At 57.1% G+C, this 12,957-nt stretch carries 10 protein-coding genes; 6 read left to right on the forward strand and 4 right to left on the reverse strand.

The window, feature by feature from the left end:
• Positions 1 to 14 precede the first annotated feature (14 nt).
• The 5 genes from KDH09_09855 to KDH09_09875 are packed head-to-tail and all read left to right on the forward strand — an operon-like array spanning position 15 to position 5,005.
• On the forward strand, positions 15 to 2,087 hold the full coding sequence (locus KDH09_09855; protein MCB0219986.1) for an AarF/ABC1/UbiB kinase family protein: 2,073 nt from the start codon (positions 15 to 17) through the stop codon (positions 2,085 to 2,087).
• Between the two features lie 27 nt (positions 2,088 to 2,114).
• The gene (locus KDH09_09860; GenBank protein MCB0219987.1) at positions 2,115 to 2,990 is read left to right on the forward strand and encodes a ferritin-like domain-containing protein; all 876 of its coding nucleotides are present in this window, start codon (positions 2,115 to 2,117) and stop codon (positions 2,988 to 2,990) included.
• A gap of 15 nt (positions 2,991 to 3,005) precedes the next feature.
• On the forward strand, positions 3,006 to 3,737 hold the full coding sequence (locus tag KDH09_09865) for a hypothetical protein (protein MCB0219988.1): 732 nt from the start codon (positions 3,006 to 3,008) through the stop codon (positions 3,735 to 3,737).
• Between the two features lie 21 nt (positions 3,738 to 3,758).
• Complete coding sequence (locus KDH09_09870) at positions 3,759 to 4,109, forward strand: hypothetical protein (GenBank protein MCB0219989.1); 351 nt, start codon at positions 3,759 to 3,761, stop codon at positions 4,107 to 4,109.
• Positions 4,070 to 5,005, forward strand: a complete 936-nt coding sequence (locus tag KDH09_09875; protein ID MCB0219990.1) for a cytochrome P450 — start codon at positions 4,070 to 4,072, stop codon at positions 5,003 to 5,005. The genes KDH09_09870 and KDH09_09875 overlap by 40 nt, the downstream gene beginning before the upstream one ends.
• Before the next feature lie 198 nt (positions 5,006 to 5,203).
• On the opposite strand, the gene KDH09_09880 is transcribed toward KDH09_09875, so the two are convergent.
• The 4 genes from KDH09_09880 to KDH09_09895 are packed head-to-tail and all read right to left on the reverse strand — an operon-like array spanning position 5,204 to position 10,418.
• Entirely contained in the window at positions 5,204 to 6,568 is a 1,365-nt protein-coding gene (locus KDH09_09880; GenBank protein ID MCB0219991.1) for a hypothetical protein, read from the reverse strand.
• A gap of 4 nt (positions 6,569 to 6,572) precedes the next feature.
• Positions 6,573 to 7,397, reverse strand: a complete 825-nt coding sequence (locus KDH09_09885; protein MCB0219992.1) for an outer membrane lipoprotein-sorting protein — start codon at positions 7,395 to 7,397, stop codon at positions 6,573 to 6,575.
• 33 nt (positions 7,398 to 7,430) lie between these two features.
• Entirely contained in the window at positions 7,431 to 9,755 is a 2,325-nt protein-coding gene (locus KDH09_09890; GenBank protein ID MCB0219993.1) for an MMPL family transporter, read from the reverse strand.
• A gap of 36 nt (positions 9,756 to 9,791) precedes the next feature.
• Positions 9,792 to 10,418 (reverse strand): TetR/AcrR family transcriptional regulator, encoded by a 627-nt coding sequence (locus KDH09_09895; GenBank protein MCB0219994.1) that lies wholly within the window; start codon positions 10,416 to 10,418, stop codon positions 9,792 to 9,794.
• Positions 10,419 to 11,393: 975 nt separating this feature from the next.
• Here KDH09_09895 and KDH09_09900 point away from each other — a divergent pair.
• On the forward strand, positions 11,394 to 12,957 hold a 1,564-nt coding region (locus tag KDH09_09900; GenBank protein ID MCB0219995.1), incomplete at its 3' end, for a recombinase family protein.

Here is a 12,957-nt window from a genome sequence, read left to right on the forward strand (position 1 = left end):
AGTGAGGGTAGAAGATGTCCCAGGATATCAGCACAAAAGCGCGGAGCCACAAGCACCCGCTGAAAATTGCGCCGCCTAAGAAGATCCCTGTCCATGTCGGCGAAGACGCCGATGAGACCGTTACCTTGGAAGGCCTGGCCCCCCACGTTGAACTCCCCGAGGGACTGGCGTTCGATAAGTCGAAGTTTGATTCGGTTGGGACGGGAGCCGGCCATCCCCCCCTGAAGGTGCCTCCGCCGCCAAGGCCCAAGGCCGCCAAGCGTCCGCCCCTGTCTCCCCCGGCTGCCTCACCATCCGCTTCGGACACAGCACATGACGGAGAAGAAGAGGTCATCATTGAGCAGCGTCGTCCGAAGGAAAAGAAGGTTGTAGGCGGTCGCCTGCAGAATCCAGACGCACTGGCCCGGCTGGAACCACCCGATTTCTCCGCAATTCCGCCGGATCCTGAGGTACACGTCCCCTCCAGACTCCGGGCAGATCCGCAGCGGCTCGTGGAAATTGCGCGTGTGCTATTCCGCCACGGCCTCGGGTTTCCCCTGGAATGCGTCCGGGGCAGGAACTCGCGCAAGGCCCTTGCCCGGCGGTTGCGCCTGGCTTTTGAAGAGCTGGGTCCGACCTTTATCAAGCTGGGGCAGATGGTGGCGTCGAGTCCCGGAATTTTCCCAAGGGAAGTATCCGATGAATTCCTCAAATGCCTCGATAAGGTCCCCGCGTTTCGGTTTTCGGAAGTAAAACGCATTCTTGGGGACGAGCTCGGACCCGGTTGGGAGGCCCGATTTCAGAAGATCGAGGCCGTTCCGGTTGCTGCCGCAAGCATCGCCCAGGTCCACTTCGCCGAATTGGCCGACGGCACGCCTGTCGTCATCAAAGTGCAGCGACCGGGCATTCAAAAGGTCATTGAGCGGGATCTCGGAATTCTGTTTTTGCTGGCGAAAGGGCTTGTGCGTGCCTTCGAAAATGCCCATCTGGCCAATCCGGTGGGAATCGTCTCGGATTTCAATCAGACGCTGCATGAGGAACTCGACTTCCGACTGGAAGCCAACAGCATGGAGCGGTTCAATGCGGTGTTTTCCTCTGCTGGAGACAAGCGCATCTATGCGGCCCAAGTGTACCGCGAACTTACCACGAAACGCATCTTGGTGATGGAGCGGCTACATGGCGCCCGGGTGGACGACCTCGATTCGATTCGAAATCTTGGTGTGGACCCTGAAGACGCTCTCCGCCTCGGAATCAAGGCAGTTCTTCGTACGATGATGTTGCATGGATTTTTCCATGGCGATGTGCATGCGGGCAATCTCCTCATCACCGCAGATGCCGGCGTCCATTTCATGGATTTCGGAATCGTCGGCAGGCTCGACGACGAGCGAAGTAAACGCGTCACTCACCTTCTGGTTTCGCTCATGGCGGGCACTTTCGAGAACCTGGCCGACGTGCTCATGAAGCTGGGTACTACAAATGCAAAGACCGACCGGATTCAGCTGAAGGATGATCTGAAGAACCTGCTGGGACAGTTCAAGGACACGGCGCTTGGTGCGCTCAACTTCGGAGACCTGCTGACCGCCGTCGTCAAAGCAGCCGTACGGAACCATGTGCGCCTTCCGCGAGAGTTCGTTCTACTGGTGAAACAGATAGTTTACTTCGACCGCTACGCCCACGTTCTTGCTCCCGATCTGAATATATTCGACGACCGTTTCTTGATCGATTTCCTGTGGCGTGACCCGCTGGGTCGAAAACGATTTCCGCAGATGCAGATGATCGGCATGCTTGGAAATGTCCGCTCCATCAAGGATCTTCGCAATAATCGCCGGCGCTCTTTCGACGAGCTTCCGGAGCGGTACAGGGGGAAATACCGATACTGGGATGGCTCTCCCCTTCAGCCCAATGAGCTCCAGTGCGTTGTCTGCAACATCATCGTGATTGCCAAACGCCCGTTTCAGGTCGGAGACAGGGTGTTCTGTCAACCCTGCGGCACCAAAATGGTGGTGATCGAGAAGGAAGGAAAACTCACGGCCGAACCGATTTATTCCCAAGAAGCGCAGGCATCCTTCCGGATAACAGAGGGTTTGCAGGAATTCGCGCCGATCTGAGAATTCCATTACTGGGGGATTACGGAAATGCTTGATCTGGAATCGCTGCTGGAGAAGTCCCACGCGGGTCAGTGGTCGGTCGCTGATTTCGATTGGGAAACGCCGTTTCCACCGGGGCTGCCGATCAGTGAGCGCAAGCGCCAGCTGCTGGGAAGAGTCCTGCTTTTCACTGCAGGGGTTGAACGTTTGGGCGCCTACGCATTTCAGATTAACGCCCGGAACTCGATGCACCCGACCGTCCGGGAGCTCTTCGAGGTCATCGCAAAAGATGAGTTCCGGCACGCGGAGGCTGAGACTCTTCTGGCGAGACGGCTGGGGGTCGAATGGAAAGATCTGCCGTGGCTCATGCGCCGGGCCTTCAAGGTGCTCTCGCACGACCTGCGGAAACTGAAGGGAGTACGAGGTCGCCTCTTCCACGAAATCGTGGGGACCCAGATCGTCCTGTTCGAACTTGGACTCGATTCGCTTTGGAGTCCGACGGTCCGGGAGATGATTGACGATCCGTTCCAGAACGAGATTATCCGCATGATCGACCGCGATGAATCACGGCATCTGGCCATGGACTACTGGTTGCTCGAACAGAAGGGCACGGGTACTGACCGCACTTCGCTCAATGCGCGGCGAATTCTAGCCAACCTTCCCTTGCGCCTTTCGTCGGCAGCACTGGGAGCGGGCGCATTCCTGACGTTTTTCTGGAGTGTCCGGAACCTCGAAATCTCACCCGAACGATTTGATGACTACTGGACTCGCGTACAGGCAATCGTCGACAAATCGCCGCACGCGCGCAGATTTCCGCCGCATCGCACGACGGTGGGTCTGATAGACGCACTTGTGAACTTTTTCGACGGAAATAAGGCAGCATTCAAGGGATTTATGCTTCTGGTGACAGGACGAAATATTTAGACGGAGGAATTGTCCATGCGTACCGACAGCGATCTTTACGCGATCAGGCCCGGGCAGGCGCTCGATGCCGCCATAAAGGGAATGAAAAATCCTGATGATACCAAGCAGGCTGCGCGGATGGTTGAGGCATTGCAGGGAAGATCTCCTCTGCGCATGCTTCAGCGCGTCAAGCGCAGCAGCAAGGGGCGCCGCCTGCTGCAGGAAAGGCCCGATCTGCTCTCGGCGCTCAAGGACGCCAAGTGGTTGGCTTCCCTGCCCGAGGGTACCTTGGGCCGTGAGTATTACGAGTTTTGCCAGCGCGAGCAGCTCACCCCCGGAGGACTGGATGAAGCCGTGGCCGAGGGGTTTGATCGTTCACGTCTGGAGCGCATGAGCGAGGACGAGCAGTTTCTGCAGACGTGGATGCGTGATACGCACGACCTCTACCACGTGTTGACAGGTTACGGAACCGATCTGCTCGGAGAATTGGGCGTCCTGACCTTTACCGCGACACAGACCAGGAATCCGGCAATCTGGTTCATGGTGCTCGTAGGTGGAACGGTGTTTGCGGCCAGAGGGCATGCGAACCCGAGGCTGTTTGCGGGCGCAATCTGGCGGGGGCTCCGCGCGCGCTCGATCATCACGCCGAATTGGAAGAGGCTTCTTGAACAGCCCTTGTCGCAGATTCGCCGGGAACTGCGCGTCCCCCAGCCCCCGCGATACAAACCGGCCTACACAAGCCTGGACCGGTCGGCGATGCAGCTATAGCCGTTGGTGGAAGGGGGACTCATGCCGCCATTTAATCCGCTCGTCGTATTCACTAAAAATGATCGCTTTGCCGAATACCGGCGGGCGAGGGCCGAATGTCCGGTGAGTCAGTCACGGCTTCTACCGATGTGGAACGTGATGTGCTACGACGATTGTGTGCGCGTGCTCAGAGACCCCGAACATTTTGCTTCCAGTCCGCGTGTTGCATTCGAGCGAAAGGCGCAAGGTGCCAAGGGCCTGACCGGGGCGCTCGATATGGCACAGGTGTTCGAATTACTGCCGCCGATGATGCAGCACATGATGGTGGCGACCGCCCCCCCGATCACCAGCGCTTGCGTTCACTCGTTACAAAGGCATTTACGCCCCGCATGATCACGCAGCTCGAACCCAGAATCTCTGAACTGTCCGACGAACTGTTCGATGAGATCGAGAAGAAAGATAAGTTCGACCTAATGGAGGATTTTGCCATTCCGCTTCCCATCTACGTGATCGCGGAGATTCTGGGAATCGATCCCCACATGTGCCATCAATTCAAGGACTGGTCGAACAAGATGGTGCTCGACCCGACAGCAAATATTTTCCTGAATGCCGGCAAGCCGATGGATATGGATTGGCTTGAAGAGTTTACAGACTATTTCGGTCGCCTCTTCGAGGAGCGACGCAAGCGGCCGATGGGAGATCTGATCAGTCAGCTGGTGAAGCTTGAAGATGCCGGGGATCGGCTGTCCGGTGACGAACTTCTTGCCATGTGCGGCATTCTTCTGGTCGCGGGGAACGAAACTACAACCAATTGGCTCGGCAATGCGCTTGTTGCTCTGACGGAGTCCCCAGAAGCTTTGAGGGAGCTTGAGCAGGATCCCTCGCTGATCCCCTGTGCGATGGAAGAAGTCCTCCGGTTTTACTCGCCGGTGCAGTGCCTGTTTCGATTTGCGAAAGAAGGCGCGAAGATCGGTGACCGTGAGATCCCGCCGGGCGAGGGCGTGCTGGTCTGGATTCAGTCGGCGCACCGGGACGAGGCGGTTTTCGATCAGCCTGATTCGTTCGACATCCACCGCGATCCCAATCCTCATATCGCATTCGGCAGCGGCATCCATTTTTGTCTGGGCGCCCCGCTTGCGCGACTGGAAGCGAAGATCGGGATGGAGAAACTGCTTGGCAGACTGCCCGGCATCGTGCGTGCGAGTGAAAACCCGGTACGATATCGCAAATCGATCATGCTTTATGGGCCCGACCGCGTGGACCTCGCCTCCAAGCAAAGAGCAGCGTAGAAAGACTTCGGCTTTCTCTGCGTTATTCCACTTGCTGCGCGAGCCTGCGGCAAATTGCGTGCGATTGATGCGGAAAGGTGATTGAGGAATGCGCGTACCGAACAAGTTCCGGCAGTTCCCTGCACGGTCGGCTTATTTGAGGCCTCGTCCGGCCATCGCACAATTTCTCCCGACCGCCATTGTCTCAGATTTTCAACCTCAAAAACTCCAGCGCATTTCCGCGAACGCCGTCGTATTGTCTTCCAGAAAGCCGAATTGGGAGATGTTTTCGCCCTTGTAGATTTCTCCGCCGACCGTGGCCTTCCATTCATCCGTCAGGTCATAGGTCAGTTTGGGCCGGAGAAACCAGTTGGTTCTCTCGAAGTTGATGACATAGGTCAGATCGAGGTCGAGAGTATCGTTCCACCACTTCTTGTTGAATCGCACGGATACACCGTTTTGCCATGTGTCCAACTGACTTGTGAACAAGGCGTTGTATTGGGCCAACTGATCATCCGGGCGCCCCAACACCGTCTCGTACTTATGGAACACCCTTCTTCCATAGTACTGGACGATCAGGTTGGTGCTGTTCCCAAAGTCCTTTTCAATGCCAAGAACATAAAAAGCGTAGGGGGTTTGGATGTCCCTGCGCCGGCCTTTGGAATTCTTCGTATGAACGTACGCACCTTCCCCCCGAAACCCCCAGCTCCCGTGGATATACACGAAATCCGCTCCCGCACCGTGTATACGGTGGTGCGAAAGTTCGACAACCGTCACCGGCGGAGGCGGGACGATCAGATTTACTTCCGGCAGTTTGTTGAAGCCCGTAAAATAGCTCACGGACCACTCAATATCTCCGCCGGACTGGTCCAGTTTGAAACCGAACTCGCCGTTTTCGATTTCCACATCCGGAGGCTGCTGCTGAAAGGATATTCCAGGAACCGAGGGAAGCGGAATCACGCTGGCTGTTGGCACCGGCTGCCAGACGCCTGTCACGCGGAAGCCCTTGGGAAGATAGTAGTCGGCTTTGACGCCGAAGACGCCGATTCGCTGATCGAAAGGGTCCGGAAAGAGAAGCGTCAGATTTCTCGCCGAGAGCCAGTCGGTGGGATTGATCTCATCGGCACGGCCCCAAACAATGATCTGCTTTCCGACCCGGAGTTCCAGGTCCCCGGCATAGACGTCGACATAGCCCTCGCGCAACTCCAACGTGACCTCTTCGTAGAGAGTCTGCGTTCGCCCATCCCAATGGTTTGGCGTGGTTGAGTGATTCAGGTCTTGCGCCATCACCCGAGCCTCGCCATAGAGCCTGACGTGATCGCCAAATCCGGGCTCCGACCTAAGAACAAGATTGAGGCCGGGAAAATGCCGATTCTTGGTTAGGGATTTGTCCGAACTAAAATAATCAAAAGCCGCATAACCGTGGATCCCTGCTTGCTTGACGGGGTTCCATAGTTTCATGAACGGGGTTTCACGGCCCTCTGGAATCGGACCCGGGCCGTCCTCTGCCGCTGCGGCGGTCGGGAGGGAGGCAAGAATGATTCCAAGAAAGAGCAGATTGCGAAAATGAAACGTCGTCCGCATGTTTCTAGCGCTTGAGATAACGTTCGCTGAACGTGTATTCCGGGACGCCCACATTTACCTTGATCTCATCGAAAGAAATTTCCGTGACTCCTCCTGTCTGCAAATTTTTCATTCGAAGCGACTTCGCCATCCAGCGACCGAGCTTGGGGTCCGCCTCGAAAAGGTCGCTCGCGCCAAACTCTTTCAGAGGGCGCCCTGCAAGGTCGGCGTATTCACCTTTAACGGTCATGTAATTGTCAGTCCGGATCCACTGGATTTTCTTCCCGTAGCCGGTGTTGCGTTTTACTTCTTCCGACACAGGAGTGGACTCGACCACGTAACAATTGTGCTCGCCACACGGCTCGGTCTTCACAAGCGTGTGATTCCAGTCCTCCACCCGCGGGGTGATCACGTCTCCGTAGGAGAAGTCCGATCCCATGAAACTGTCCCGCTTGTTCGACGCTACCAGCCTCCGGACCTTTTTGAGGGCTGGAAGGTAAACCCAGATATCGTCGTCTCCTCCCGAGTGTTCCCGGGTCAGGGTCGCCGTGCCGCGCACGTCCGGAGGGCTCAGGAATTTCGCCACGCGCTCCTGGTCGATCCCGTTGGGAAGGAGTCTGGAGAAGGACTCGGCTTTGCGCTCGCGCCGGATCCCCCTCGAATCAATGAGTACCATGGTCATTCTGGACTCGGAATCGGTGAGCTTTCCGACCATGAAGTTCTTCTTCATGATCTCGATGACGTCGGGTGGCCCGGCGCTTTCGACAGCTTCCTCCCCATGAGCCGGAAGACTCATGGAAACGGCAAACCCAATGCCGAGGACAATCATTACCGTTCTAAAATTATGCATTGCATACCTCCTCATAGCAGCAAGACCTCCGGTTTATTGGTCCTTCTGCGGTTTCAGAAAAAATGCCTTCGGCCGCACGTGTTTGATCAATGCCGGGAGAACCGTGATCGCTCCCAGGGAACTGATGACCATCGCCAACGCCACCAGAAGGCCCAATTTCCGGTGGAACCCAAACGGTGAGAGCGCCAGGCAGAGATAACCCGCGGTAATCGCGCTGGACACAAAAAATACCGCCTTGCCCGAAGTGCGCATGGTGGTGAGCAGAGCTTCGTCGAAATTCTGATTCTTGCGGAGTTCCTCCTTAAGACGGAAGATAAAATAAAGGGCGTAATCAGCACCGATTCCCACAGCCATGGGCAGGATGGCCGAAGTTCCTATATCCAGATTGGCGCGGAAAAATCCCAGGGCCGCAAACTCCCCGAATACTGAAAGGATGAGCGGGACGGTTACAAGCAGGCCCGCGACGAGTGAACGCAGGACAAGCGAAGCCAGAACAACCACTATGAGCCAGATCTGGACGATGTTGCGGATCTTGCCTTCCACCATGACGTGGTTGAGCGCGTCGGCCGAGGCCACCGAGCCGGCGATCTTGACCTCATAGCCGGGCGGAAAATGCTTGGGGATGTAATCCCGTACTTTTCGAATGATCTCGTCAGCGACTGCCGTGTTGTCCTTCTTCATGAAGGTCTGGATGATCGCCTTATCATAGGTTTTGGTCACGTACGCATCAAAATCATCCGGTCCCCCGGAGATGGAATACAGAAAAAGGTATTGGGCAATGAGTTCCTGCGAGTCGGGAATTCTCTCGAATTCGGGATCATCGGCATTCATCGCTTTGTTCATTTTCTTGAGGAAATCGACGATGGAGAGCGTCTTGCCGACGGCTTCCTGTTCTCCAAGGAGATCCTGCAGGCCCTCCATGCTCCTGAGAACTTCGGGGTTCTTGAGTTTATCTGGTTCCTTGCCGTCGATGACGAAGAGAAGATTGTTGGTTCCCGCAAACCGGTCATTCAGCCAGGTGTCGTCTTGGTAAAACTGGTCCTTGGGGCTGAAATAGGGCTTGAGGCTGTTGTCTATCTTTACCATGGACGTGCCGTAGCCCCATGCGCCGAGGGCCACCACCGTCGCTCCAATGATGGCTTTGCTGCCGGAACCGCTTACATAGGGTGCAAGCCATTCGAGCGCCCCGTCGAGATATTTTCTTTCGACCGACTCGGCCTGCGCCTCCTTTTGCTTCGGTGCGGGCAGCATCGCCCGCAGGGCCGGAATCATCGTCATTTCGATGACCAGGACCGAAAGAATGCCGAAACCGGTGAAGAGCCCAAACGTGCGGATGGTCGTGGTCTGGAAGGTCATGAGCGAAAAAAAGGCGAGCGCGGCGATAATGCCCGTGGTCAGCATGACGGTTCCCACCTTGACGGTAGACTCGATCACCGCCTTGCGATTGTCCTGATAAACGGCATATTCCTCGTAATAGCGCTTGAGTATCTGAACGGCGTGCCCGGCTCCCACGGCCAGGATCAGAATGGGCGTGGTGGCGTTGAAGGGATCGAGAGCGACGCCCACGATCCCCATCAAGCCAAGTCCCCACACGACCGCCAGCAGGGCCGTCAACAACGGAAGAAACAACCCCTGGAGAGTGCGGAATGCCTCGAAATGAACAAGCCCGATAACGATGACGGCAATGATAAAATAGATGGCCATTCGTTCCGAGTATTTCGCCATCCACGATGCGGCCACTGGGAAACCCGAATAATGAATTTCTACCGAGTCATCCAGCTCGCTCTGCACGATTTCTTCAACCACCTTATGGATCGAGGGAAAATCAGGCAGCTCCCGATTGAAGCGGAAATCGGCCAGAATCGCGGCCGTCTTCCCGTCCTTGGAATAGATCGAATTGGCAAACAGCGGATTCCGAAAGAGCTTATCCTTGAGTTCCTGCATCTCCCGTTCGGTAGCCGGCACTGTTTCCATGAACGGAGTCACAATCATCCCGTCTTCGGTCCCCAGAATATCCTTTGCCCGATTTGCGGAGATGGAAAGAACGTTGGCCCGGATGATTCCGGGAACCAGAAGTAGTTTGTCGGTAATTTGTTGGATTTTCTCAAGAACAATGGGCTGAAAAATATCGCCCTGCTTCGGTGCGATTCCAATCACTACAATGTTTTTCCCGCCAAAAATATCGTCGATTTCGTTTTGGGCCTGGATGTACGGGTGGCCCTGGGGAAGATTTTTGTCCGGGTCTACTTCGACATGGAGATTCCCGAGATTTGCACCCAGATAGACCGAAATCACGCCCAATATGACCATCACTGCAACGCGATACCGGACAATCGCCTCAACATAGGATCGCAACATTATTGGTGCTCCTTTTTCCAATTCCGTATTCGCTCATTAGTGATCGGGGAGTGGGGATCCGCAGAAAAGCCGGAGTGTTGTTTCTACGAGAACATCAACGGGGCGTGGCTCAGGCCGCTGAACCTCCATGGTCAGGAGCGCATTCAGAATCCCGCTGAGCTTGAGCGCCAACTCTTCACCCGTAGCCCCCACAAACTCGCCCGATGCCAGGCCGCTCTCAAAGGTCTCTACGAGCCCGGTCTGGTAACGATGGTACTTCGCCAGTACGCCCCGCCCGAACTGCGCCTGGAGGCGCATTTCAAAGCCGAGAGTCTCATTGACGAAGAGTTTCAGTAGCAGGGGGTTCTCCTCAAAATAGGAGAGTTGTTCACGGACTGCATTCTCAATCCTTTGCCGGGCCCCGTCCGCCCCCCCCAACGCGGCCTCTACCCGGTCCAGGAGTTCGGCGAGGTGCTGGTCAAGCATTTCCTGATAAAGCGCTTCCTTGCTTGAGAAATGGAGATAGAGCTTTCCTACGGAAAACTCGGCCGATTGGGCTACGTCCCGCATGGTGGCCGTGTGGAAGCCCTTTTCAACGAAAACCTGCATGGCGGCATTCAGTATGTCCCTGCGGTGGCGGGCTTCCTCGGCTTCCTGACGCGCTTTGCTGGCATAGCGAGGCATTCGTCAATATTATGAACATTGATTCATCATGTCAATAGGTATTCATATTAGCGAAACCTTCGGCTAGGATGGAAGGAGCCATAGCCAAGTTATTGGAGTTACATGCAAATTCCGCTACCGTTCGAATTTCGGTCGATCAGACATATCAATCAAGCAAACCTGAGGGCTCCGCGCAGGAGATGACCGCGCGTGAAACCTCTTCGCGAGTGAGCTCTCGGACCGCAGCCGGGCGACTTGTCCGGGTTCGCGCTGCTCGAACCGAACCCGAGCCGTTCCGAGCCGACGTTCGAACCGAATGGGCCGCACGCGGACCGCGCACGAGCGGGCGGAAAATTTTACCAGGCCGCGCGCGTTCCGATCCCGCATTTCCCAGCGCCGCGCCCGAGTGGCACCCGAAATCCCTCGTGCGGCAAGCGCTCCGCACGCGTACCGGAGGTTCTAGCACTCCAGCGCACCTCGCCGGGCCCCGTCGTGGTGGACGAAATGAGTTCGGAGGGGGCAAATCCCATTCCGGCAAGGGAACTGTGCAAGCGCGGTTCGCACAATGTTTAGCACGGTGCAAGGCCGAGCATTCCGGTTCGCGACGCACATGCGGTGAGAACCCGAACCCGGCATGGCTGGAAGGTGTTACCTATGTTAGGGATCGGACAACAGTCCACCACAGGGCCACCACGGAAGTGCCTAATTTTATTGAAAGATTAGCGAAGTGGTGGAGATGGTGGAGCTAGACGTGACGCGCCGGCGCGAAATTTAGCGGCAGGGAAGCACGCGCGTACAAACTACCGTTTTCCACGTGAGCCCACGCAAGGGATATTTTTGTTCACCCCCGCGCGGCGCATTCTTGGGGCATGGCTACCCCGCTCCCAGTGCCGCAGTTCGAATTCTCGCGCGAAGAGATCGCCGCGCTGGCGGAGGTTTTCGCGCTGCTGCTAGAATGGGACGCGGAGGAGCGGGCGCACAAGCCCGCACAAAGCCATGAACAACCAATCCCTGAGTGCGACTGATCTTCCTTCCTGGCTCGGCGCGAGCCGCAGGGCCGTGGGCATCGTCCGCGTCTCTTCCCACAAGCAAGGCGACGGGAATTCCCCCGATGTGCAACGCGCGGGAATCGAGCGCTACGCCACGAGTCTTGGACTTGATCTGACCGGCATTGAGATCATTGAGGAATCGGCGAAGAGCTCATCAAGCCGGAAGAAATTCCACGAGGCCATGGCTCGCGCCAGACGAAAGCGCGTCCGGCACCTCGTCTTCTGGGTCTGGGACCGCATCGCCCGAAACTATACCGACGTCGAGAAGCTTGAGGAACAGGTCCGCGACGATCTCTTCGTCCTGCACGTCGCCAACGAGCGGCGCGTACTTCACGCGCTCAGCACCGATTCCGAGTGGCTGACAGCCGATGTGAACACGCTCACGAGCAAACACTATTCGAGAGAGCTTCGACGCCGGGCCATCGAGAGCATGGCCGAGAAGGCCCGGGCCGGGTGGTTCCCCATGAAGGCACCGCTCGGATATCGCAATGCCAAGGCTCGCACCGCCGGAGGCGGGATCAAGGACCGCGGCGGCACCATCGAGACGGTTCCCGAGCAGAAAGCACTCGTCCGCCGCATGGCGGCGCTACGGATCGATGGCTACAGCCTCGACCGGATTGCGACAAAGGTGCTCGAAGAAGGCCTCGTGCCCCGCTCCCATGAACGGGGTTTCAAAGGCCCCGGCGCGGTTTCCAGGGTCGAGAGCATCCTCAAGAATCCCTTTTACCGGGGCGAGTTTCTCTGGCGCGGCGACGTCTACGAAGGAAGGCACGAAGCCTTCTTCACCCAGTCCGAATGGGAAGCCCTGCAGGCGACATTCGGGACAATCCCGGCGCATACCAAGCGCACCCGCCATTCCGCGCTCGGCGGCTGGCTCACCTGCGCCGACTGCGGCTGCCGGATCACCTACGATCCCAAGAAGAAAGCCAGCGGCATCGTCTACCACTACTACCGCTGCGCCAACGGCAGGAAAGCACACGAGAAACTCGTCTACGCGAGCGAGGAACAGATTCTCACGAACTTTGAGAGTGCCCTCGACTCCATCGCAATCCCCGAAGCCCTCGCGCGGGATATCGCCGACTACCTGGGCAAAACGCAGAAGGACTCCCGCGCGGAAAGCCGCCGCGAGGCGGCGAGGCTGGAGCGCGAAATCGACGCGCTGGAGGCAAAGGAAGACGCCCTCTACGACGACTTCCGCGCCGGGTTCATGGACGAGGTCGCCTACAAGCGCCGCCTCGAAAAACTCCGCGCGGACAATCGCCGTGCCGAAGAAGCAATGGCCCGCACCAGATCCGGCAACCACGCCGACGAACTCATCACGGCCAAGAGAATTTTAGAACTCGCCAGCCGAGCGAAATCACTCTGGAAATCCCGGAATGCCCATGAAAAGCGTCAGCTCCTCGAAAAGCTGCTTTCGAACCCGCAATGGGACGGCGCAAGTGCGCGATATGATTTGAAGAAACCCTTCGCGGTGCTGGCGAAAATGCGCACGGATGGTGAATGGCGCGCCA

Source organism: Chrysiogenia bacterium (assembly GCA_020434085.1).
Lineage (GTDB): Bacteria > JAGRBM01 > JAGRBM01 > JAGRBM01 > JAGRBM01 > JAGRBM01.

Excerpts from the sequence above, each read along its gene's own strand:
- KDH09_09855 (MCB0219986.1), top strand. The coding sequence starts at position 15 with ATGTCCCAGGATATCAGCACAAAAGCGCGGAGCCACAAGCACCCGCTG.
- KDH09_09860 (MCB0219987.1), top strand. The coding sequence starts at position 2,115 with ATGCTTGATCTGGAATCGCTGCTGGAGAAGTCCCACGCGGGTCAGTGG.
- KDH09_09865 (MCB0219988.1), top strand. The coding sequence starts at position 3,006 with ATGCGTACCGACAGCGATCTTTACGCGATCAGGCCCGGGCAGGCGCTC.
- KDH09_09870 (MCB0219989.1), top strand. The coding sequence starts at position 3,759 with ATGCCGCCATTTAATCCGCTCGTCGTATTCACTAAAAATGATCGCTTT.
- KDH09_09880 (MCB0219991.1), bottom strand. The coding sequence starts at position 6,568 with ATGCGGACGACGTTTCATTTTCGCAATCTGCTCTTTCTTGGAATCATT.
- KDH09_09885 (MCB0219992.1), bottom strand. The coding sequence starts at position 7,397 with ATGCATAATTTTAGAACGGTAATGATTGTCCTCGGCATTGGGTTTGCC.
- KDH09_09890 (MCB0219993.1), bottom strand. The coding sequence starts at position 9,755 with ATGTTGCGATCCTATGTTGAGGCGATTGTCCGGTATCGCGTTGCAGTG.
- KDH09_09895 (MCB0219994.1), bottom strand. The coding sequence starts at position 10,418 with ATGCCTCGCTATGCCAGCAAAGCGCGTCAGGAAGCCGAGGAAGCCCGC.